Source organism: Ruegeria sp. ABV4_181 (assembly GCF_056158465.1).
The window spans coordinates 1-22,484 of the sequence record NZ_JBSWTI010000006.1 but is presented as its reverse complement, the minus strand read 5'-3'; the positions used below and the strand labels follow the sequence as shown (position 1 = coordinate 22,484).

Below are 22,484 nucleotides of genomic sequence, written 5' to 3'. Positions count from 1 at the left end.
GCCCCGGCGACGGTATCCCTGATGTTGAAACTGTTCCGGATAAAGGTCGAGGGTTGAATGAAACGGGTTCTGGTTACCGGCACCGCCGGATTTATCGGGTTTCACCTTGCGAAGCGCCTGCTGTCCGAAGGGTTTCGCGTGCATGGCTATGACGGGATGACGGATTACTACGACGTCACGCTCAAACGTCGCCGTCACCAGATGCTGCTGCAAACGCCCGGTTTCACGGCCAGCGAGGACCTGCTGGAAAACAACGACCGCCTGTTGCAGGTCGCGGATGAGTTCCAGCCCGAAGTGATCGTGCACCTCGCCGCGCAGGCCGGTGTACGCTACAGCCTGGAAAACCCGCGCAGCTATGTCGAGTTCGAATGTCGTCGGCACCTTCAACGTGATGGAGGTGGCCCGACAGCACAAGGTCGAGCATCTGCTGATGGCGTCGACATCCTCGATCTATGGCGCGAATGAGGACATGCCCTTTGCCGAAACCGACAAGGCCGACAATCAACTGACGATCTATGCAGCCACGAAAAAAGCCAATGAGGCGATGGCCCATTCCTACGCCCATTTGTGGAACCTGCCGACGACCATGTTCCGGTTCTTCACCGTCTACGGCACCTGGGGGCGCCCCGATCTGGCCTATTTCAAATTCACCGACGCCATCCTGAACGACCGGCCCATCGACATCTACAACAACGGCGATATGTATCGCGACTTTACCTATGTCGACGATCTGGTACGTGGGATCCGCCTGCTGATCGACGCGGTTCCGGTTCGCCCCGAAAGCAGAGATGACATCGCCGAGGGCGACAGCCTGTCACCAGTTGCGCCGTTCCGCGTCGTCAATATCGGCAATTCCGACAAAGTCCTCCTGCTGGACTTTATCGAAGCGATCGAACGGGCGCTCGGCAAGCAGGCCGTGCGAAACTATTTGCCGATGCAAAAAGGGGATGTGCCCGCTACATGGGCAGATACCAGTTTGCTGCAAAGCCTGACCGGCTATAAACCCGAAACGGATATCGCGACGGGCATGAAGGAATTTGTCGCCTGGTATCGGGAATACTACCAATAGCCCGAATAGAAAAAACCGGCGCAACAGCGCCGGTTTTTGGTCTTTTACCCGCCGAAATCGTCGAGCATGATGTCTTCGCGGTCCACGCCCAGATCCAGCAGCATATTGATGACCGATTGGTTCATGATCGGCGGGCCACACATGTAGAACTCGCAATCCTCGGGCGCGGGATGGTTCTTGAGATATTCCTCGAACAGAACGTTATGGATAAAGCCGGTATAGCCTTTCCAGTCATCCTCGGGCTGCGCATCCGACAGGGCGACATGCCATTCGAAATTGTCAAATTCCTTGGCCAGCGTGTCGAAATCTTCGACAAAGAACATCTCTTTCTTCGAACGCGCGCCGTACCAGAAGCTGATCTTGCGGTTGCGGTTCTCAAGACGCTTGAGCTGGTCGAAGATGTGGCTGCGCATCGGTGCCATACCAGCACCACCGCCAATAAAGACCATCTCTTTTTCGGTCTCGCGGGCGAAGAACTCACCAAACGGACCCGAAATCGTCACTTTGTCACCCGGCTTCAGGTTGAAGATGTAGGATGACATCTGACCCGGTGGAATTCCGTCAGACCCCGGAGGCGGCGACGCTACCCGGACATTGAGCATGATCATGCCCTTCTCGTCCGGGTAGTTGGCCATCGAATAGGCGCGTTCGATCGGCTCGGCAACAACCGACTCGTACTGCCACAGATTGAAGCGGTCCCAGTCCTCGCGGTATTCCTCCTGCACGTCGAAATCGGTGTATTTCAACTGGTGTGCGGGCGCTTCGATCTGGATGTAGCCACCGGCGCGGAAGTTCACGTCCTCGCCTTCCGGAAGGTCCAGTGTCAGCGCCTTGATGAAGGTTGCAACATTGTCGTTCGAACGAACCGTGCATTCCCATTTCTTGACGCCGAAGACCTCTTCGGGAACCTCGATGTCCATGTCCTGCTTGACCGCCACCTGACAGGACAAGCGATCGCCGCAGGAGGCTTCGCGCTTGGTGATATGGCTCTCCTCGGTCGGCAGGATCGACCCGCCGCCAGAATGCACCCGCACCCGACACTGAGCACAGGTGCCGCCACCGCCACAGGCCGACGGGACGAACAGTTTCTCCGCCGCCAGCGTTTGCAGCAGCTTGCCACCGGCCGGGACCGAAATGGTCTTTTCGCCATTGATGGTGATGTTGACATTGCCGGTCGAAACAAGGCGCGAGCGTGCCGCCATGATAATACCGACCAGCGCCAGAACGATCAGCGTGAAAAGGATTACGCCAAGGCTAAACGTTTCCATTGACCCCTCCTTACAGCTTCACGCCCGAGAAGGACATGAAGGCCATCGCCATCAGCCCAGCGGTGATGAAGGTGATACCCAGACCCTGCAGGCCGTCGGGAATGTCCGAATATTTAAGCTTTTCGCGCACGCCCGCCATCGCGGTGATCGCCAGCGCCCAGCCAAAGCCGGAAGACAGGCCGTACGTCGCAGCCTCGGCAAAGTTGTAATCGCGCTCCACCATGAACAGCGAACCACCCAGAATGGCGCAGTTCACAGTGATCAGCGGCAGGAAAATCCCCAGCGCGTTGTAAAGCGGCGGGAAATACTTATCGAGGATCATTTCCAGGATCTGAACCATCGCCGCGATCACACCGATATACGAGATCAGGCCGAGGAATGTCAGGTCCACATCCGGGAAACCGGCCCAGGCCAGCGCGCCCGGCTTGAGCAGGTAGTTCAGCAGCAGGTTATTCGTCGGCACGGTGATAGCCTGCACCAGCATCACCGAAATCCCCAGACCCAGCGCGGTCGAAATCTTCTTGGACACGGCGATGAAGGTACACATGCCAAGAAAGAAGCTGAGCGCAAGGTTTTCGACAAAAATAGCCTTTACGGCCAGAGAGATAAGCCCTTCCATCAGTGCGCCTCTACCTGCTGGATTTTGTATTCACGTTCTTCGACCTGGTTCGGCTTCCAGGTACGGAAAGCCCAGATCAGCAGGCCGATCACAAAGAAGGCCGACGGTGGCAGCAGCAACAGACCGTTGGGCACGTACCAGCCGCCATTGTTGACGGTCTGCAGGATGGTGACACCGAACAGGCTGCCCGAACCGAACAACTCGCGGATGAAACCCACCAGCATCAGGATCAGGCCGTAGCCCAGACCGTTGCCGACGCCGTCGATGAACGAAGCCATTGGCGGGTTCTTCATGGCGAATGCCTCGGCGCGGCCCATCACGATGCAGTTGGTGATGATCAGGCCGACGAAAACCGAGAGTGTCTTGGAAATCTGGAAGGCATAGGCCTTGAGGATCTGGTCCACCAGGATCACCAGCGAGGCGATGATCACCATCTGCACGATGATCCGGATCGAACCCGGGATCTGATTGCGCAGCATCGAGATGAACATCGAGGCAAAACCGGTCACGAAGGTCACCGCCAGCGCCATCACGAAGGCCACCTGCAGCGACGAGGTCACCGCCAGCGCCGAGCAGATGCCCAGCACCTGCAAGGTGATCGGGTTATTGTCGACCAGCGGATCGACCAGCAGCTCTTTCCTTGTCTGGGACATCAGAACTCTCCTGCTTGCAGTTTGGCCAGGAAGGGGCCATAGCCCGCATCACCCATCCAGAATTTCACCAGATTATCGACCCCGACCGAGGTGAGCGTGGCACCGGCCAGCGCGTCGACGTAATAATCGGGGCCTGCGGCGGGTTGCGTCTTGGCGACGGTGATTTGCAGATCGCCGGCCTCGTCGCGCAGTTTCTTGCCACTCCACAGCGCTTTCCAGCGCGGGTTATCCACCTCGGCGCCAAGACCGGGTGTTTCACCGTGCTGATAGAACTGCAGGCCGAAAATATCGTTGCCGTTGTTTTCCAGCGCGATAAAGCCGTAGAGCGTGGACCACAGACCATAGCCGTGCAGCGGCAGGATCACCTTGTCCAGATCACCCGCATCGTCGCGCAGCAGATAGATCACCCGGTACCTGGCCTGACGGCCGATCCCTGCCGGGTCGTCCGCCAGCGCAACGCTCAGTTCGGGATCGCTGGCCGCTGCCTGATCGTCGAAAGTGGCCGGGTCGAACTGATCATCGACAAACTCGCCAGTGGCCAGTTCCAGAACATGCGGCTCGAACGCGGCGAAGGCTTCGGTCACGTTGATGCCGGGTTCATAGACACCGGCCACCTGCAAAACGTTGACCTGCTTGTCCTTCAGCGCGTTGGCTTCCTGTACAGGGCGCAGGCTGACCGCGGCGGCCGATACGACCATCGAGGCGACAAGGCACACAGCGACGGCAACAATGATTGTCTTGCCGACGGAATCCGGCGAGGCGGCCAGAAATCTGCCAATCGCGCCTTTCGGGGCGTCGTTGTTATCTGGGGATTGCGGATCAGACATGGCGACGCGCCCTCCGTTTGATGTTTGCCTGCACGACGAAATAGTCGATCAGCGGTGCAAAGACGTTGCCGAACAGAATGGCCAGCATCATGCCTTCGGGGAAGGCCGGGTTCACCACGCGGATCAACACAACCATGACACCGATCAGCGCACCATAGATATAGCGCCCCAGATTGGTATGGCTGGCCGAGACCGGTTCCGTGACCATGAAGGCCAGACCAAAGGCATACCCACCCAGAACAACGTGCCAGTACCAGGGCATCGCAAACATCGGGTTGGTGTCCGACCCGATCAGGTTCAGCAGCCAGGTAAATACAATCGTTCCGGCCAGACAGCCCAGAATCAGGCGGTAATTGGCAATTTTTGTCACCAGAAGGAAGGCCAGACCAACGATACAAGCCAATGTCGAGGTCTCACCAAAGCTGCCCTGAATGGTACCGTAGAAGGCGCTCCACCAGGTGATGCCCTCGGCGGCCAGCGCCTGCATTCCGTCGGCGGCCGATACCGCCAGGGCCGTTGCGCCGGAAAACCCGTCAACCGGTGTCCAGACCGCGTCCCCCGACATCTGCGCGGGATAGGCGAAATACAGGAAGGCGCGACCCACAAGGGCCGGGTTGAGGAAGTTCTTGCCGGTGCCGCCAAATACTTCTTTGCCGATCACAACGCCGAAGATGATGCCCAAAGCCACCTGCCACAGGGGCGTGGTTGCGGGCATGATCAGCGTGTAGAGCATTGAGGTAACAAGGAAACCTTCGTTCACTTCATGCCCGCGAACGGTGGCGAAGATGACCTCGAAAATACCACCTGCGACCAGTGTTACGATGTAGATCGGCAGGAAGTACAACAACCCGTGCATGACGTTGGCAAAGATGCTGGACGGGTCCAGCGAAATGCCGAACATCTGCAACAGGGCAATGCGCCAGCCCGTGGCCGAGTCCGGACCCAGCGCGGCAATGGCAGTGTTCGCCTGATAGCCGGTGTTCCACATTCCCCACAGGATGCAGGGGATCGTGGCGATCACGACATAGGTCATGATCCGCTTCATATCCACATAGGACCGCGCATGAGGGGCGACGGAGGTGACGGTTTTCGGAGTGTAGATGAAGCTTTCCACCATCTCGTAGATGGGGAAAAGCTTTTCGTACTTGCCGCCCTTGGTAAAGTTCGGCTCGATCCGGTCAAAGAAGCTGCGCAAACCCATGTGGCTCAGCCCTCCTTTTCAATCTTGGTCAGGCAGTCGCGCAGCGCCAGCCCGTATTCATATTTGGCCGGACAGGCAAAGCCCACAAGGCCCAGATCCTCTTCGTCCAGCTCCAGCGCACCCAACGCCTGCGCGGTGTCGGTATCCATCACCAAAAGAGCGCGCAGCAGCTGCGTCGGCAGGTAATCCTGCGGCATCAGTTCTTCGAACGTGCCGGTCGGCACCATGGCGCGGCGACCGCCATTGAGGTTGCTGGTGAAGGCGTAAAGCTTTTTGGCAAAGGCCGAGCCCAGCACCGGTTGCACCGCGAATTTCGACGGCATCGGCCGGATCCAACCCATGGGGATCTGATCGGGATCCTCGCGGATGATGGTGATCTGGCGGGCAAAACGCCCCAGATAGGCGGTCGGGCCATCAGCCTGCTGGCCCGACAGAACCGAACCCGAGATAATCCGCGGGGTGCCGTCGAGGTCGACCTCGTCCCGCGTCAGATCCTCGGTCGAGGCGCCCATGACGGTACGGATCAACCGCGGCTGCCGGGCGCCGGGTCCGGTCAGTGCGATGACGATATTGGGGTCCAGATGACCGGTCTGCATCAGGCGGCCAATCGCGATGATGTCCTGATAGCCTATGGTCCAGACCTGCTTGTCACCCGCCAGAGGTTCAAGGAAATGGATATGGGTTCCGGCCAGCCCGGCCGGGTGCGGGCCGGAAAACGCCGCCGCCTCGATACCCGGCAGATCGGACCCGGGAACCGTGTCTCCGTCCTGGTGGCACAGGTAAGTCTTGCCTTCGGTCAGATTGGAAACCGCAGCCAGACCCGCAGCAAAAGCCTCACCCGCGTTATTGATGATAACGCTGGCATCCCCTGCCAGAGGCTCGCTGTCCATCGCGGTCACGAAAATCGCAGCCGGCTGGGTGCCCGGTTCAGGCATCTTGGAATAGGGGCGCGTGCGGAACGCTGTCCACAATCCGGCCGCACATAATTTGGCAGTCACGCCTTCGGCACTGTCGGCATCGCCTGCGGCCGAGAAGTCCAGCCCGGCGTCATTGGCATCCGAAACCTCGATCACGACGCTTTGCAAAACGCGGCGCGCACCGCGATTGATTGCCACGACCTTGCCGCTGAGCGGTGCGACCATCATCGCCTCGGGCGCGTCCTTGTGGCAGAACAGCGGCGTACCACGCTGAACCTCGTCCCCTTCCTGAACCAGCATGCGCGGCTTCAGGCCGAGGTAGTCGCCCCCCAAAACGCCGACAGACTTGAATTCAGGCCCCGGATGGATGGTTTGCTCCGGCGCACCCTGCACCGGCAACTCCAACCCTTTTTTCAGTTTGAAAGTTTGCATGTCGCTACGGTCTTCCAAGCCTCTTTACCTGCGCCAGCTATGCCGACACCCTTTCAGGGTCAGACAATAGCGCGGGTTTTTCAAACAGTCGTCGCAAAAGCGTCGAATTGCGTTCGAAATCCGCGGGCGTCCCTCTGATTGGGGACCCTTTACGCGGGGATGGTGCCAAACGCAAACCCGTTACCGCCTAAATTGGCCTTTCTATGTCACTTTCCTTTGAAGTTATCAGATTTTGGGCAACCGAAATTGCATGTCGCACCTGGAAGACTTCCGGTATAAGCAGCGCGGATGGAACCGACCAACGATCTTGAAATCTTCCTGGTGGCAACGCCGGGGCTGGAGGCCCCCCTGCTCGCCGAAGCCGCCGAACAGGGATTCGCCGGGGCTAAAGTTCTGCCCGGCGGCGTCAGTTGTCGTGGCGGCTGGTCCGAGGTCTGGCGCGCCAATCTGTGCCTGCGCGGTGCCAACAAGGTTCTGGTCCGCATCGGCAGTTTCCCGGCGGTTCATCTTGCGCAACTGGACAAGAGGGCCCGCAAGTTCCCCTGGGCTGACGTTCTTAGACCCGACATCCCGGTCAAAGTCGAAGCCACCAGCCGCAAATCCCGGATCTATCACGCCGGCGCTGCACGTCAGCGGGTCGAGCAGTCAATTTCGGAAACGCTGGGCGCGCCGATCTCGTCCGAGGCACGTCTGCGTGTCCTGTTGCGTATCGAAAAGGACATCTGCACCTTTTCCGTCGATACATCCGGAGAGCCCCTGCACAAGCGCGGCCACAAACCGGCCATCGCCAAAGCCCCCATGCGCGAGACGATGGCGGCGATGTTCCTGCGCGAATGCGGATTTGACGGATCGGAACCCGTATTGGACCCGATGTGCGGTTCCGGCACCTTTGTCATCGAAGCTGCCGAGATCGCCCTTGGGCTGAATTCCGGACGCACCCGCGAGTTTGCCTTTGAAGACTTGCAGGGTTTCGATCCGCTGGCCTGGAAAGCCCTGAAAAAAGGGCACCCCCTGTCAGATTCAAGCGTGCAATTCTACGGGTCCGACCGAAACGCCGGAGCGGTCGAGGCCGCCGCCACAAATGCAGAGCGCGCAGGTGTCGCCCCGGCCACAAGCTTTCTGTGCCGGTCGGTGAGCGACATAAAACCGCCGCCCGGACCGGTCGGGCTCGTCATCGTCAACCCCCCTTACGGCGCGAGAATCGGGGATGAAAAGCGCCTGCGCTCCCTCTACGGAAGTCTCGGCAAGGTCTTGATGAACAAGTTTTCCGGCTGGCGGGCCGGAATCGTCACCAGTAACCCGTCGCTTGCCCGTGCGACGCGCCTGCCGCTGCTGCCCGCCGGACCGGTGGTGGATCATGGCGGCACAAAGATCCGGCTGTACAGAACAGATCGCCTTTCCTGACAAGGTATGAGTGATCCCAAACAGTCGTTTCAGCGTCCAGCACCAATTCCAAAAAACGGCGCAAAAACCCCCTTGCACATCCAAATCCCCGGGTATAGATCACCCGCCACGGTCGGAGTGTAGCTCAGCCTGGTAGAGCACTGTCTTCGGGAGGCAGGGGTCGGAGGTTCGAATCCTCTCACTCCGACCAATAAAACAAGGCGCCCTTGGGCGCCTTTTTGTTTGAAGGGCGCGCGCAACCTTCAGATTACGGGCGTCATTATCAGCGAAATATTCACTGCGCCTCCTTGATCAGATCGGCCGCTTTCTCGGCAATCATCATCGTGGGTGCGTTGGTGTTGCCGGATATCAGGTTCGGCATAATCGACGCGTCAACCACCCGCAGACCTTCCAGGCCGCGCACGCGCAGTTGAGGGTCGACCACCGCCATGTCATCCACCCCCATCTTGCAGGTCCCGACAGGGTGATAGATCGTATCGGCGCGGGCTCGGATATGCTGCTCCCAATCCGCATCCGTGCTGGCGGTTTCCGTTCCGAACATCTCGCGCTTGCGGTATTTTGCCAGAGCCGGCGCTTCCAGAATATCGCGCGTCAAGCGGGCACCCGCGATCATCGTTTGCAGGTCGCGCGGATCGGAAAGAAAGGCGGGATCAATGGCTGGTGTGTCGAAGGGATCCGTACTGTTCAACGTCACGGTGCCGCGGCTTTCCGGGCGCAGTTTGCAGATGTGGCAGCTAAAGCCGTAGCCATAATGCAGCTTGCGCGAATGGTCGTCCACCAACGCGATCGTGAAATGAAGCTGAATGTCCGGCCGGTCCAGATCGGACGATGTTTTCAGGAAAGCCGCGCCTTCGGCAAAGCATGTGGCCGCCATCGACACTCCGGTCTTGCGCCAGCGATTCAGATGACCCACCAATTTGACGCTGCCTACCGGGCCGATGCCGAAATTGTCCGTGTCGCTGGTTTTGTAGGCCAGCGTAAAGTCCATGTGGTCCTGAAGATTCTTGCCCACACCCGGAAGGGCGTGCCGTACCTGAATACCGTGTTTTTCCAGATCCTTCGGATCACCGACCCCCGACAGTTGCAGCAGTTGCGGGGTTTTCAGGGCGCCGCTGCACAGCAGGACCTCGCAGGTCGCGGTGACCTCGATATCCCCTCCCTTGCCGTCCTTTTTATAGATGACGCCGGTCGCGCGCTTTCCGTCAAACCTCAGCCCGCTGGCATGGGCCTGGGCGATCACCGTCAGGTTCGGGCGGTCCATGACCGGAAACAGATATGCCGCTGCCGCCGAGCAACGCTCGCCATTCTTGGCCTTGTCGTGGAATTGCGTGACCTGATAGAGGCCCACACCCTCGTTATCGCCGCGATTGAAATCCTGCGTTTCGCGGATTTGCAGTTGTTTGGCCGCTTCGACGAAGTCTTTTGTGATTGGGCGGGGTTCTTTCTGGTTCGACACCTGCAACGGCCCGGAATCCCCGTGCAGGTCATCGCCGCCACGCTCGTTGTTTTCGGATTTCCTGAAATAGGGCAGCACACTGTCCCAGTCCCACCCCTCGCACCCAAGCTCTGCCCATGCGTCATAGTCCTGACGCTGGCCGCGGACATACAGCATCGCATTGATCGCACTGGATCCACCCAAGGCTTTACCGCGCGGCTGATACCCCTTGCGCCCGTTCAGGCCCGGCTGGGCGACCGTCTCAAAAGCCCAGTTGTTCAACTTGACGGGTTTGCCCGGCAGCATGGCAACAACGGCGGCGGGCATGCGCACCAGCAGGCTGTTCCCCTGCCCGCCCGCTTCCAGCAGGCATACCGTGACTGCCGGGTCCTCGCTCAGCCGGTTGGCAAGTACACATCCGGCCGAACCCCCGCCGACAATCACATAGTCATACTGCATCGGTTTCCTCCCTGTGGCCGTAACTACCGTGCACCGTCAGCAGCGACACTGCGGGTTCGGATATGAAATTGTTACTGTCGCCCGGGGCTTGTTCCAAGTCACGGCCTTTACCCTGACGGGACGTCACATTGTTTTCACACCGGCTGAACCCGTCTCGCGGATCAAGGGCGCCGGGCCGCATTATTGCTTCTACTGGAAAAAGATGGTGCGGGTGGAGGGACTTGAACCCCCACGCCTTGCGGCGCCAGAACCTAAATCTGGTGCGTCTACCAATTTCGCCACACCCGCATTTCCGGCCAAACGCGCCGGACTGACGCGCTCAATAACAAAGCTTGCGAACAAGCGCGAGAGGGAAAATCGCGTGCCCGCAAGATTATTGATCAGACCTTCACGACGCTGCAAAAGCGGCTGTATGCCCGGTCTGTTGCAAGGGTTGCGTCGAGTCGCGCGCCCGAACGTACCGGAGATGGTTGTGTACATTCTGTCCCAAATGCCCGTATTCATTTTAACAAGGAAATTCGCAACAATCCGAACCCTTGTTGGCGGTGGAACTTCAGCAGATTGTTGTTCGCGCTTTAGATAGATTTCACGATTCCGAGCACCCCGAAGCTAAACCCCTTTACGTTGAGTGACAGGAGGTTGGCGCGCTGACCGCCCAATCGAATGACGTTGGATCACGGCCAATTTCATTTTGCTACGGTTTCAGACTTTTCTAAGCATTCTTGCGGCACAAGGAGATGTTTCCTTTGTTTTACAAATGGCTAATCTTGCATCTGGCGAAGCAAATCCGGTTGTTGATGTCACTCTCCACTCCGCTCTCTTTCGCCCTTACCTCGGAAATCTGAAGGCAGCGTTTCCCCTAAGGGTTGAAGTGCCTGACGGATCGACGATCACAATTGCGCCACATTTCAAACGCCAAAAAATCTTATTCGCGTCAAAATAACACCGCCTTGCCAGTAGTTGATGGGGGATGGGAGTTAATGAGTCTTTTTTGCCTTTGGGCACCGTACGAGTTTGTTGCTCAACTCCAGTACAAGGGTCTTAGCCGTGACCAATATGATGAACTCCGCTGCTGCTGAGCAAGACGCCATCGGTCTTGCCCGTGAAAGTTTTCTTGGGGAACTGAAATCCCTGAACCGTGAACACCCGAACACCGGATTCGGCGTTTCGCTGCGCACTCATTCCGGGGGCCACTACCTGTTGGCGAATTCCCGTATGCCGCTGCCCGAGACCAAATCCGCCGGTTTCCCGACCGGACGCCGCGTTGCCTGTCTGGAAAACAGCGAGCGGTTCCGTTCGATCGAAGTGCTTGCCGATTCCCGCGCATATGAGTCGATCTCGCCGGGGGCCGAAGCCGCGATTCTGGGCAATGCACTGAACCTGATTGCCCGTATCGACACCCTGACCAGCACCCCCGACGGTCAGGTTCAAACCCACATCGCCGCCACAGGAACCGGAGGCTGACCATGGCCCGCAACGACCACCTGCTGTCCGTCGGCAACGAAGCGCTGGCGCCGATGACCTCGGCCATCACTTCGCTGTCGACACAGATAGACCAACTGACAGAGGTGGCGGATGCGCGCTCCTCGGCGCGTCTGGCGACCCTCAAGACGCGCATGGAAAACTTTACCGCCAGCGTTACGCTGGTTGGTCAGGTGAAGGCGGGCAAATCCTCGATTGTGAACATTCTGGCCGGGCGCCCCGCTCTTTTGCCGTCGGATGTGAACCCGTGGACCTCGGTCGTGACCACGCTGAACATCAACACTCGGACCGAGGGCGACAAGCGGGCCCGGTTCACCTTCTTCGAACAGGAAGAATGGGACAATCTGATGGTCGGGGGCGGCCGTCTGGGCGAATTGGCCAACCGGGCCGGTGCCGATGACGAGATGGAAGACATCCGCCGCCAGATCGGTGAGATGAAGACCAAATCCGAAGCCCGCTTGGGTCAGCATTTCGACCTGATCCTGGGCCAGAGCCATCAATACGACTATTTCGACGAAGAGCTGATCCAGCGCTATGTCTGTCTGGGTGATGATGACGACCCGGATATCAATCCCAAGACCGGGCGCTTTGCCGATGTCACCAAATCGGCGGAACTGTACATGGACATTCCGCAATATCCGATTTCACTGAGACTCTGTGACACGCCCGGCGTGAACGATACCTTCATGGTGCGCGAACAGATCACGCTGCGCAGCTTGCGTGGGTCCGAGGTCTGCGTTGTTGTTCTGGCCGCAAGCCAGGCCCTGACCACAATGGACATGGCGCTGATGCGGATCATCGCACAGTTCGAGAACCGGCAGATCATCCTGTTTGTGAACCGGATCGACGAGTTGGCGGACCCGGTCAACCAGGTGCCTGAAATCCGCGACCGAATTCAGGACACGCTGAAACAGAACAACATCGACACCAATACCAGTGTCGTCTTCGGCAGCGCGCTCTGGGCCGAGGCTGCGCTGACCGGGAACCCTGACATTCTGACCGAGGAATCCCGCGAGGCGCTGAACACCTTCTATCTGGCCGCCGGTTTCGGTGACCAGGCCCCGTCGCTGGACAAAATCTGGGCGCTGTCTGGTTTGCCGGATCTGTTGCTTGCGATGAACGAACGCATCGCCGAGGGCGCGGGCACCCGACTGCTGGACCGGGTACGCCACCGGGCACGCAATATCGCCAGCCAGATTCGCGCCACGGCAGTGGCGAAAAACCTGTCTGACGGCGAGGGCGTGGTGCGCGACCTGGATGGCATTTCTCCGGAAGAGGCGATCGCCAGGGTTGCCGAGGAATACGAAAAGAAGGCCGTCGCGCTGACCAAATCGCTGCGCGAGAAAGTGCTGGAGCGGTTGAATTCAGCCGAGACCAACTTTGTCAAACGGGCGACGGATTCACTGATTGCCCATCTGGAACAGAATGGCGAACAGGGCACCTGGCAATACGACCCCGCCGGGCTGCGCACGCTGCAAAAGGCGGCCTATTTCAGTTTTGCCCGCGCAATGCGCAAAGAGGCCGGTGCGCTTTACAACGCCGCCGCCGCAGATATCGAGGCGCTTTACCAGAAGCTTTTGGGCAACCATCTGGGCGAGTTCAGTATCGAAGCTCCGATCGTGCCGCGGGTTCCGCCGCCGCTCGGCATCGGACGCACCATAGCATTGGACCTTCAAAGCACATGGTGGCGCCGCTGGTGGCAGCGCCGTAAAGGGTTCGAGGCTTATGCCGCCGATTACACGCGCCTGATTGCGTCCGAGGCGAACTCGATCACCAAGGATATCGAAGAAAACCAGATTGCGGCTGTGCTGGAAAACGTCCGGGCCGGGCTGGCCGATTTTCTGCGCGAGCAGAAAGAAACCCTGCTGAGCATTTCGGCATCTGCCGAGCAGGACCCGAACCAGGCCGCCCTGATGGCGGGGATGGCGCCCAAGAAATCGCGCGACGACATTCTGGGCGACATCCTGAAAGATCTTAGTAACGAGGCAGCATAAGTAGCGATATGGCAAAAGATTCACAAACCCGCTTCGTCTCACCCAAGGCATGGGAACGCATCGAGCAGTGGTCCCGCCGCAAGCCGGTCTTTGCACTTATGGGAGAGTTCAGCGCCGGTAAGTCGACGCTGATGAATTTTCTGCTGCGCTCGCATGCGCTGCCAACTCAAGTCACCGCCACGCAACTGCCGCCTGTGTGGTTCAGCTGGGGCCGGCAATCGGCCTATGTCCAGCGTCCTGATGGTACACGTGAAAATATCAGTTTGGAGCAGCTTGAATCCGTTGGTGTGAACGACGCCCAGTTTGTGCGCATCTTCCTGGAATCCGATATTCTGGAAGCGGTTGACCTGATTGACACGCCCGGTATTTCCGATCCCAAGATTTCCACCGATGTCTGGCGTCGTGCCGTCGGACAGGCCAATGGCGTGCTCTGGTGCACGCATGCGACGCAAGCCTGGCGCGAAACCGAGCGGGCGACCTGGGTGTCGCTGCCGGAACGGTTGCAGCACAATTCGTTGCTGCTGGTGACCCGCGCCGATGTGCTGGGGCCGAAGGATCGGCAGAAAGTGCTGCGCAGGGTCAACCGCGAGGCGGGCCACCTGTTCAACAGATCGATCCTGTTTTCCGCCCGGGACGCGATTACGGCGCGTGACAAAAGCGGCGATGCCGAGCTTTGGACGCGCAGCGGTGGCGGCAAGATGGTCGACAGCTTTCTTGAGATCACAGAACAGATCATGGACAACCGCGCCGATCTGCTGGCCCGGTATCAGATCGACAACAGCTTGTCCGAGGGTGCGCGCGTGCATCCGATGCGCCCAAAACGGAACGCCGACACGGTCGAGGGGCCCGCGCCGCTGAAGCTGGTCAACCCGGTTGAAAACTCCGAACCTGATGCGGACAACGAAGTCGTTACAAGCTTTCCGGTCCGCCCCGCGCGGGTCGAACGCCGCAGCGAAGAAACCGAACGCGCCGAACGTATCGACGCGGAAGAGGCCGAGCGCCTGCGCGCTGAAATGGCGGCTAATGCCGAGACCACGGAACCGATCGCGGAACCGGAGGAAGATGATCTGCGCGCGTTCTTCCGGGATTCCACCAGCCAGCCGCTGAACCTGGCCGACCATGTGGAATCGATGCAGGACGAAGACGAATTCGACCTGCTGGATGACGATGAACTGGACGAGGACGATCTGGACGACGATCTCAACCTGCTGTCCGATGCGGATCAGGCGCAGGACGAACCGGAGCCAGAGGAATCCCACGCCTTCATGACCTCGCTGGAAAGCAGGCTGGCGGATGAACCGGAACGGGATCAGCCGGTATCGGATCTGCCCGAAGAGTCGCGCGTGGACGATTCCGTGTCGTCGATCACAGCCCTGATGGCAGAGCAGTCGGCAGGGTCCGAGGACGAATACGAGCCGGAACCCGAAACCAGCGGCCTTGTGGATATTCAGGTCGTGCCGCTGAAGAACGGAAATGGCGCGGACGCCGCCGAACCATCAGCCAAAAACGGCGACGCGCTGGAGGAATTGCTGAACGTCCCCGCCGGGTCCCCTCTGAGCGCTGCAGCCATGTGGCGGGGGATTGTCGAGGACGAGGAACTGCCCGACGATTCCGAGGGTTTGAAAAAAGTGTTCCAGGCGTTCCTGGAAGAGTTTGACCAGATCGCCGCCGAGCATTTCGCCCGCCAAACCAAAGAAACGGTCCGGCCGGTGCCGAAAGCCACGGACAACGGCGGAGCGGAATGGCATGTGTCGTAGAACAATATCCGGGTCGAAAACATGACTATCGAAGCCGCCCTCAGCACCGCGATCCAGACCATACCCGACTGTGTTGCAGCCGGGTATGTCGACATGGAAACGGGTATGTTGCTGGGGGCCAACACCTCTGACCCCGAAAACGCTGCTGTTCTGGACAGCGTGGCCGTCGCCGTGGCTAACCTTTTTCAGGGGAAAGGGGTCAAAGCGTTCGAGGAATTGCTGCGCGACGCTGGTGCGGAAGATACGGACAACCCGGGTTTCGGAGAGATCGCCGTGTTTTCCAAGGACCGGCTGAATATCTTTTTGCGGACCCGGGAATATCCCGATCATGTGGTCTGCTACATCTGTCGCAACAGTGCCAATGTCGGGTTGGCGCTGACAAAATCACATCTCAGCCTGGGGCCGGTTGCGGCCGCGGTTTAGACGGGACCAGAGGGGGGTCGCGGCATGATGGACACAGACATACTCGACATGCTCGATGACATCGGGCGTTCTTCCGTTGCCCGCCTGAATCCGGCGGTCACCGTGTCGGGTGAGACCGCGCTGATACGGCGTGAAAAAGTTTTGCGCACAATTCGCGGCACGATCCTGCCGCGGCGTCTGGAATTCACCGCAGCAAACGGCGATTGTCTGGCGATTGAAGTCAACAGTTCGCGCGTGACGGATGTGTTCCGGGTTCAGTCCGGTGTCGCCCCGGATTTCGAAACCGAATCGCGTGAGGAACTGGCGGGCAAGCTTGCCAGGCTGGTGTCCGACATCGCCGCCGCGCCGGCGCCGCTTGAGCTGATTTCGCTGCAACCGGACACCGCGCTGGAAGCCGACGACGTTGGCATAACCTTCAGCGAGATCGAAAGCGCCTGCGAAGGGATCGAACTGCCTGCCGAGCCGGTGATCTCAATCGTCGCCGACGCCGCCCCGGAAGAAGCGGATGAAGGTCAGGATGCCCCGGCCGAAGGATTGGCCACCAACTTCTACGAGGGGTCTGAACGGTTTGCGCAGGGTCGGGTTCTGGCCGAAGGAACCGATGGCGTGACGCTCCGGCTGGATGGCACCTGCGCAAAAGGCAAGCCACTGCATCCCGATCAGGGCCTGCTGGGCCGTTTTGCACGCGATCTGGCAGGCTGGGATGGTGACGCGGCCGCGGCCCTTGACCACCCGCAACTGATCGTGTTGCGACCGTCCGGCGGGAAAGGCGCCGGTTTGGCCATCCTGCGCGATGGCGAACAATTTGCGATGGCCGTCCACGAAGCGCGCAAGCTGGGTGCGGTCGTCAATCTGTGGAAAGCTCTGACGGGACCGGACGGATGACACCGCCCCTACTGTTCAATTTTTCGATTAATTCAAACCGTGATTACAAGTTACCAGGGTAAGGTTTATGAGTGAAAACAATCGTCGCGAGTTAATTCGCATCGCTGAAGACATGAACGGGGTCAGCAATGACGAGACCCGCCAGTTCATTTCGCGCATCGTCAGCGATCTTTCCAACCTGAAGCCGTCCATCGCCTTTGTCGGGCAGATCAAGGCGGGCAAATCCCGTTTGATCAACGGGTTCACCGGTCAGGCCGAATACCTGCCGTCGGATGTGAACCCCTGGACGACGGTGATCACCGACATGCATTTCGGACACCCTTCGGGGCGGACCGCAGGTGCCGAGTTCCATTTCTTCGACAACCGCCAGTGGCAGGCACTGATCGCTGAGGGCGAAGAACTGCGCAACATGTTCCCGGATGACGAGGACAGCTATAAGCGCGAGATGATCGAGGAACAGGTCGAGGCGATGAAGACCCGCGCCAAGCTGCGTCTGGGCGAAAGCTATAAACACCTGTTGGGCCAGCATCACGATCTGGATCAGCTGACATCGGATGATCTGGCCCGTTATGTCTGTGCTGGCGACGACCCGACCGAAGAAGGCGGCCATGATCCGGGCTCGGATCGCGGTCTTTACAGTGACATCACCCGCAAGGCCGAGGTCTATTTTGACATCGGCCATTTCCCGTTTCCGCTGACGGTCACTGACACGCCGGGCGTCAATGACCCGCTTTTGATCCGCGAAGAAATCTCGCGCCAGTACCTCAAGGAATCCGATTTCTTTGTGGTGGTTCTGTCCGCCCATCAGGCGTTGTCACGGGCCGACCTGAAACTGTTCCGCCTGATGCAGGCGCTGGAGCTGGGCCAGATTGTCGTGTTCATCAACCGTGTTGATGAGCTGGGCGGCGGCGCCGACGACGCGGGCAAGGTGCGTGCCGATGTGATGGACGGTCTTGAAAAGGCACTGGGGAATTCGGACATCGACGTATTGATGGGCAGCGCCCAATGGGCGCATTATGCCCTGACCGGTGACGAAACCGGTGTGAACCACGATCACGTCCTCGCATGGTTGCGGGCACATCCGGAACAGATGAAGCAATATCTGGACGGCGTGGAAGAGATCAAACAGGGGCCCGGTCCGATCAGCCGCGAAGGCGTGTTGCGGTTTGCCGCAATGATCGCCTCGGGTCTGCCGGACCTGCGCCGGCACGTCACCAATGCCCTGACCGATGGTCCCCGCGAAGAGCAGCTGCGCATGGCATGGCAGCATCTGAACAGTTTCGCGCAGGGCGAACTGGAACGGTCCAGAGCCCATCTGCGGGTGATCGAAGACGAGTCGAGCCCCGCAGCCGAGAATACCGACGAAAACGACAAGACGCTGGCAGAGCTGCGCGCGCTCGTCACCCAAAAAACCTCCGATATTGTCGGTGACATGGACGAGGTCCTCGCCAATCTGCGCGGCGTCATGGACGACACGGTGGCCGAGGCCGTATCGGCCGTGGTTCGGGGTCCGAACGGCGCTTCGCCCTTGTTGGCCAAGGGGGGTGAGACCGAGCTGAATTTCACCCCGTTGCGGGACCGCATGCGCGAGCTTGTGCAGGGGGCCACGCAGGTGGTACGCCAAAGAATGCTCAGCGAGCTTTATGCGATCGACATGCAAAGCAACGCCGCCCTGCGGGCTCTGCCCGGCTGGCAGGACCCTGCCGACAACCGGATGAACACCAGCGCCGTGCGTTGGTTCCGCCCCGACACCACAGCGCTGACACGCGGGATCACTGTTGAATTGCGGGTCAACTGGTTGTCGCGTCTGATTTCGCGGAAAAGCGTGGTGGCCCGTGCCGAGCGCATGATCGTCCAGGAATTCGAGATGATTGGCGACGATCTGGTCGACACCGCACGTGGTGATCTGATGGAACGTCTGACCACAGTTCTGGACCATTATCTGGCTTTGTTGGCCGGACATCTTGAACACCGGAGCGGAAGCGGCGAAACCAACGCAAAAGCCGAAGCGCAATCGGCCTATGACCAGGCGCAGCGGATTGCTGACGAACTGGGCGCCGTATATGCGGCGGACTATGTGGACAAAAGATTAACAGAGGCTGCGGAATGATTGAATTTCCCGGAACCGAACAGGAAGTGAGACAACTCGAGCGCTTCCTGACCGCAACCGAAAACCTGCCCGCCGACGCGGCGCTGGACGAGATGCGCGACCGCGCACTGGCCCATGCCGAGCGACTGTCCAATGCGGTCAATATCGGTTTCGCCGGGGAATTCGGTGCCGGGAAGTCAAGCCTTGCCAATATGCTGGCGGGTGCGGACATTCTGCCCACGGGCCCACAGCACCTCAAACTGCCTCTGGTCATCGTCGCCTATGCCGAGACACCGGAAACGACGGTGGGCTGGTGGGGCAAGGAACCCAAAGTGTATTCCGGCATTGCGCTGGAAAAGGCGGCAGGCGACAATCCTGATTTCATCTCGGTCGGGTTGAACACCCCTGCCCTGAAAGAAATCTCGCTGTTCGACCTGCCGGGTTCGGGCGCGCTGGACGATACCTACAAACCCACTCTGGACCTGCTGAAATTTGTCGACTGCGCGATCTGGTGCACAAACGGAACCAACGCATGGCGCGAGACCGAGCGTCATCTGTGGACGCAGGTCCCGGCCGAATTGCGCGCCAACAGCCTGCTGGCCGTCACCCATACGGACCTGCCGCCGGTCCGTGACGCGCTGGACCGCGTCCTGAGCCGGCTGAACAAGGAAAAAGGCGATTTGTTCCGCGCCGTCGTGCCGATTGGCACACCGGTTGCCGTCCGCGCCATGGCCCAGGAGCCGGAACCGGATTTTGCACTGTGGGAGACCTGCGGTGGTCAGGATCTGGCCGAACAGGTGCTGAACATTGCGTCGAACCGCCGTCAAAGCGACCTCGACGCTGCGCGGGCCGATCTGAAACAGGATTTCCTGCCTTTCATGGAAACGCTGGATTTGCCCCCGGTCGAGCCGTCTCAGCCAGATATGCCGTCGATGCAGGCGACGCTGGAAGGTGCGCTGCCGCCGCTGGAAAACCCGATCCTCGAAGACTGGCTGGCCGCGATTGCAAGCATCTACGAAGACCTTCGCGAATCTTCCGACATCGAGCCTGCGGCGTTCCTGCATGCGTGCCAGGAGATCGTCGAAGACTTTGCCGAGCGGCTGGAACAGGGCGACGAAATCGATCCTCAGGCAGACTGGATTCCCGGTGAGTTCGAAAAAGCCACGGACCTGCTGTTGCTCTTGCAATTCGAAAGCGGCGACGCCCCGTTGAAGGACGCAATCAGCATCCTTGCGCAGCTCAGCGACAACCTCGCCTGGGCCGGTAGCCGGGTGGATTCGATCCGGGCCAAAACCGGAACCTGAATACTTCTCGTTAAAATTGAGTCCCTGGATCGCGATTCGATGTGCCCAGAATCGAGTCGCTATTGTTTCGAATCCGTTGACCAAGCGGGTGGAATTGGCCGTTCAGTCCGCAAATTCCAGACCCGAAAAATCTATATGTTGTCACTCTGGCACACCACACCCCTATATATAGATATTCGACAAATAGGGTCCTTAGTGAAGCCATCAGGCGGCCCCAATAAAGTCAAATTTGAACCGTCTAACCGTCTGCAAGTGTCCTGCGGTTGTGTTTGGTTGTGAGTTCGCGGGCGATCGGCCCAGTTAGAAAAACCGCAAAACGATCAGAACGGGCGGAAAGAAATGAGCCACAACCAGGCTGTCGGTGCTACGCACGACGAACCGAAAATTGAAGGACTTCAACCCGGCGCCAAGCTGCTGCGCGGTCAGTATGAAATCCTGCGCTTTCTCAGCAATGGCGGGTTCGGGATCACCTATCTGGCCCGCGACAGCCTGGAGCGCGACGTTGTAATCAAGGAATGCTATCCAAGCGCGTTGTGCCACCGCAACGGCGACATGGTCGAACCGGCCGATCCGGCCCACAAGGCCGATTTGCGCGCCATCATCGATCTGTTCATCCAGGAAGCCCGCAACCACGCCCGGCTGGTGCATCCGAACATCGTCGACGTTCATCAGGTGTTCGAGGACAACGACACCGCCTATATCGCGATGGATTTCATCAAGGGCTGCGACCTGCTGGACTATGTCGAGGACTCCAATACCGACGCAGGTCCTGACTTTATCGTTCAGGTCACGGAAAAGATGCTGTCGGCGGTGTCTTTCATCCACCAGAGCGGCATGTTGCATCGCGACATTTCCCCCGACAACATACTGATCGACGAGAATGGCGAACCGGTACTGATCGACTTTGGCGCCGCGCGGGAACAGGCGGCAAACCAGTCGGCAGCGCTGTTGACGCTGCGCGTGATCAAGGACGGCTACTCGCCGCATGAATTCTATGTCCGTGGTTCGGAACAGGGCCCAAGCAGCGATCTGTATGTGCTGGCGGCCACCTTGTACCACGCTATTAGCGGTGAACGTCCGATCGACGGGCAAACCCGCCTGAACGCCTTCAACAACGGTCAGAACGATCCCTATGCCCCGCTGGCCGGGCGTTTCCAAGGGTATCCCAAGGGTTTCCTGGAGGCGATCGACAAGGCGATGGAGGTGCACGCCACCGACCGGCTGCAATCCGCGCTGGACTGGCTGCGCATGTTCCGCGGTCCCGGCGTCATGTTCGACACGTTCGAACACCGCCCGGTTTCGGTGATCGTCGCCATGGACCGCAAGGATGAAGAGGCTGAAAAAGCCCGCATCAAGGCTGAAAGCGAAAATGCCGAAGCGGTGGTGACCGCTCTGCTGGCCGGGAATGCAGATCTCGCTTTGGGCAATGAAGACAAGAACGAGGATGAACTGGCCAAGTTCACACCCAAGGAAGACGCCCCTGTCGCAGTCGATACCGTGGTCAAAAGCGGATCAGGCGGCAGCGGCAAGATGGTTGCCGGTGTCGCGGTCGTTGTGGCCGGTCTGGCCGCTGGCGGGTTTTTCCTGATGTCCGGCGACGATACGATTCCCGAACAGGACAGCGCCACCCTGACCGCCCCGGAAGCGGCCAGTGAAACGGTTGCGGCCGAACCGCGCGAGGAACCTGTCACTCAGACCACCGAAATTGCAAGCGCGCCCGAAGCAACCGACCCTGCACCGGCGCCAGCAGAACCCACGCCAGAGCCTGTCGAGCAGACACAGGCCCAGCCGGCTGTCGAAAAAGAGGTTGAAACCCAGACAGCCGAAACCACACCCAGCGAACCTGCCCCTGCCGCCCCGGTCAATCTGGCGGAAACGCAGGTTGCCTTCTCGCACTGGGATGTCGAAATACCGTTCCAGACGTCCAAGCGCCGGGCATCGACCGGCAGCACCATCGCCGTTACAGGTATTGACCCGGCCCGGGACATGTCGGTCATAGGCGAGTGGATTCAGCGCGGCGCGGCGATCTACACCCTGAACGGCAAGCCGGTACGCGAGGATGCAAGTTTTGCCGCACAGGTGCTGGACGATCTTGCAGTAGACCCGGACGGCTATACCCGTGTGACCGCGCGTTATCGCCCACTTGGCAAGACCCGCGCCCAGAACGGGCTGCTCGCCCTGCCGGCCATTCGTATGGTCGGCCTGCAAAACGGGTATGGGTTCACTGTGCGCAATGCGGACGGTCAGGGCTGGACCTCGGTGGTGA

General features: G+C 59.5%; 16 protein-coding genes, 2 tRNA genes and 1 pseudogene. 11 read left to right on the top strand and 8 right to left on the bottom strand.

The window, feature by feature from the left end; translation table 11 throughout:
- Positions 1-57 precede the first annotated feature (57 nt).
- Positions 58-1,069 (top strand): annotated as a pseudogene (locus ACXAC3_RS19725) (NAD-dependent epimerase/dehydratase family protein).
- Between the two features lie 44 nt (positions 1,070-1,113).
- Here ACXAC3_RS19725 and nqrF read toward each other — a convergent pair.
- Genes nqrF through ACXAC3_RS19695 form a run of 6 tightly spaced genes read right to left on the bottom strand, consistent with a single transcriptional unit; the run spans position 1,114 to position 6,986 of the window.
- Positions 1,114-2,337, bottom strand: coding sequence for an NADH:ubiquinone reductase (Na(+)-transporting) subunit F (gene nqrF / locus ACXAC3_RS19720; RefSeq protein ID WP_475164012.1), 1,224 nt, complete (start codon positions 2,335-2,337; stop codon positions 1,114-1,116).
- 10 nt (positions 2,338-2,347) lie between these two features.
- On the bottom strand, positions 2,348-2,956 hold the full coding sequence (gene nqrE, locus ACXAC3_RS19715) for an NADH:ubiquinone reductase (Na(+)-transporting) subunit E (protein WP_170480069.1): 609 nt from the start codon (positions 2,954-2,956) through the stop codon (positions 2,348-2,350).
- Entirely contained in the window at positions 2,956-3,609 is a 654-nt protein-coding gene (locus tag ACXAC3_RS19710) for an NADH:ubiquinone reductase (Na(+)-transporting) subunit D (protein ID WP_475164010.1), read from the bottom strand. The genes nqrE and ACXAC3_RS19710 overlap by 1 nt, the downstream gene beginning before the upstream one ends.
- Entirely contained in the window at positions 3,609-4,436 is an 828-nt protein-coding gene (locus tag ACXAC3_RS19705) for a Na(+)-translocating NADH-quinone reductase subunit C (RefSeq protein ID WP_475164009.1), read from the bottom strand. Before ACXAC3_RS19705 ends, ACXAC3_RS19710 begins: the two co-directional genes overlap by 1 nt.
- On the bottom strand, positions 4,429-5,637 hold the full coding sequence (locus ACXAC3_RS19700) for an NADH:ubiquinone reductase (Na(+)-transporting) subunit B (RefSeq protein WP_475164007.1): 1,209 nt from the start codon (positions 5,635-5,637) through the stop codon (positions 4,429-4,431). Before ACXAC3_RS19700 ends, ACXAC3_RS19705 begins: the two co-directional genes overlap by 8 nt.
- A 5-nt stretch (positions 5,638-5,642) precedes the next feature.
- Entirely contained in the window at positions 5,643-6,986 is a 1,344-nt protein-coding gene (locus ACXAC3_RS19695) for a Na(+)-translocating NADH-quinone reductase subunit A (protein WP_475164006.1), read from the bottom strand.
- 288 nt (positions 6,987-7,274) lie between these two features.
- On the opposite strand from ACXAC3_RS19695, the gene ACXAC3_RS19690 reads away from it, so the two are divergent.
- Positions 7,275-8,390 (top strand): THUMP domain-containing class I SAM-dependent RNA methyltransferase, encoded by a 1,116-nt coding sequence (locus tag ACXAC3_RS19690; RefSeq protein ID WP_475164003.1) that lies wholly within the window; start codon positions 7,275-7,277, stop codon positions 8,388-8,390.
- A gap of 113 nt (positions 8,391-8,503) precedes the next feature.
- Positions 8,504-8,580: transfer RNA gene (locus ACXAC3_RS19685), tRNA-Pro, on the top strand.
- An 84-nt stretch (positions 8,581-8,664) separates the two neighbouring features.
- On the opposite strand, the gene ACXAC3_RS19680 is transcribed toward ACXAC3_RS19685, so the two are convergent.
- Both ACXAC3_RS19680 and ACXAC3_RS19675 read right to left on the bottom strand, forming a co-directional pair.
- A complete protein-coding gene (locus ACXAC3_RS19680) occupies positions 8,665-10,284 on the bottom strand; it encodes a GMC family oxidoreductase (protein WP_475163999.1) in 1,620 nt (539 codons plus the stop codon).
- A 203-nt stretch (positions 10,285-10,487) separates the two neighbouring features.
- Positions 10,488-10,572 (bottom strand) — tRNA-Leu (locus ACXAC3_RS19675).
- Positions 10,573-11,340: 768 nt separating this feature from the next.
- Between ACXAC3_RS19675 and ACXAC3_RS19670 the strand changes: the two genes are divergently transcribed.
- From ACXAC3_RS19670 to ACXAC3_RS19635, 8 genes are all read left to right on the top strand, one after another.
- A complete protein-coding gene (locus ACXAC3_RS19670; RefSeq protein WP_475164798.1) occupies positions 11,341-11,748 on the top strand; it encodes a hypothetical protein in 408 nt (135 codons plus the stop codon).
- Between the two features lie 2 nt (positions 11,749-11,750).
- Positions 11,751-13,760 carry a dynamin family protein gene (locus ACXAC3_RS19665; protein ID WP_475163997.1) on the top strand — a complete coding sequence of 670 codons (2,010 nt, stop codon included), beginning with the start codon at positions 11,751-11,753 and terminating at the stop codon, positions 13,758-13,760.
- Positions 13,761-13,768: 8 nt separating this feature from the next.
- The gene (locus tag ACXAC3_RS19660; RefSeq protein ID WP_475163996.1) at positions 13,769-15,517 is read left to right on the top strand and encodes a dynamin family protein; all 1,749 of its coding nucleotides are present in this window, start codon (positions 13,769-13,771) and stop codon (positions 15,515-15,517) included.
- Positions 15,518-15,538: 21 nt separating this feature from the next.
- Complete coding sequence (locus tag ACXAC3_RS19655) at positions 15,539-15,940, top strand: hypothetical protein (RefSeq protein WP_475163993.1); 402 nt, start codon at positions 15,539-15,541, stop codon at positions 15,938-15,940.
- A gap of 24 nt (positions 15,941-15,964) precedes the next feature.
- Positions 15,965-16,825, top strand: a complete 861-nt coding sequence (locus ACXAC3_RS19650) for a hypothetical protein (RefSeq protein WP_475163991.1) — start codon at positions 15,965-15,967, stop codon at positions 16,823-16,825.
- A gap of 67 nt (positions 16,826-16,892) precedes the next feature.
- The gene (locus ACXAC3_RS19645; protein ID WP_475163990.1) at positions 16,893-18,935 is read left to right on the top strand and encodes a dynamin family protein; all 2,043 of its coding nucleotides are present in this window, start codon (positions 16,893-16,895) and stop codon (positions 18,933-18,935) included.
- Positions 18,932-20,218: a dynamin family protein gene (locus tag ACXAC3_RS19640; RefSeq protein ID WP_475163988.1), complete on the top strand. Its 1,287-nt coding sequence runs from the start codon at positions 18,932-18,934 to the stop codon at positions 20,216-20,218. Before ACXAC3_RS19645 ends, ACXAC3_RS19640 begins: the two co-directional genes overlap by 4 nt.
- 339 nt (positions 20,219-20,557) lie before the next feature.
- Positions 20,558-22,484: serine/threonine-protein kinase (locus ACXAC3_RS19635; RefSeq protein WP_475163986.1), on the top strand; the 1,927-nt coding region annotated here is incomplete at its 3' end.

Coding starts and splice junctions, on each gene's coding strand:
- nqrF (WP_475164012.1), bottom strand. CDS start 2,337: ATGGAAACGTTTAGCCTTGGCGTAATCCTTTTCACGCTGATCGTTCTG.
- nqrE (WP_170480069.1), bottom strand. CDS start 2,956: ATGGAAGGGCTTATCTCTCTGGCCGTAAAGGCTATTTTTGTCGAAAAC.
- ACXAC3_RS19710 (WP_475164010.1), bottom strand. CDS start 3,609: ATGTCCCAGACAAGGAAAGAGCTGCTGGTCGATCCGCTGGTCGACAAT.
- ACXAC3_RS19705 (WP_475164009.1), bottom strand. CDS start 4,436: ATGTCTGATCCGCAATCCCCAGATAACAACGACGCCCCGAAAGGCGCG.
- ACXAC3_RS19700 (WP_475164007.1), bottom strand. CDS start 5,637: ATGGGTTTGCGCAGCTTCTTTGACCGGATCGAGCCGAACTTTACCAAG.
- ACXAC3_RS19695 (WP_475164006.1), bottom strand. CDS start 6,986: ATGCAAACTTTCAAACTGAAAAAAGGGTTGGAGTTGCCGGTGCAGGGT.
- ACXAC3_RS19690 (WP_475164003.1), top strand. CDS start 7,275: ATGGAACCGACCAACGATCTTGAAATCTTCCTGGTGGCAACGCCGGGG.
- ACXAC3_RS19680 (WP_475163999.1), bottom strand. CDS start 10,284: ATGCAGTATGACTATGTGATTGTCGGCGGGGGTTCGGCCGGATGTGTA.
- ACXAC3_RS19670 (WP_475164798.1), top strand. CDS start 11,341: ATGATGAACTCCGCTGCTGCTGAGCAAGACGCCATCGGTCTTGCCCGT.
- ACXAC3_RS19665 (WP_475163997.1), top strand. CDS start 11,751: ATGGCCCGCAACGACCACCTGCTGTCCGTCGGCAACGAAGCGCTGGCG.
- ACXAC3_RS19660 (WP_475163996.1), top strand. CDS start 13,769: ATGGCAAAAGATTCACAAACCCGCTTCGTCTCACCCAAGGCATGGGAA.
- ACXAC3_RS19655 (WP_475163993.1), top strand. CDS start 15,539: ATGACTATCGAAGCCGCCCTCAGCACCGCGATCCAGACCATACCCGAC.
- ACXAC3_RS19650 (WP_475163991.1), top strand. CDS start 15,965: ATGATGGACACAGACATACTCGACATGCTCGATGACATCGGGCGTTCT.
- ACXAC3_RS19645 (WP_475163990.1), top strand. CDS start 16,893: ATGAGTGAAAACAATCGTCGCGAGTTAATTCGCATCGCTGAAGACATG.
- ACXAC3_RS19640 (WP_475163988.1), top strand. CDS start 18,932: ATGATTGAATTTCCCGGAACCGAACAGGAAGTGAGACAACTCGAGCGC.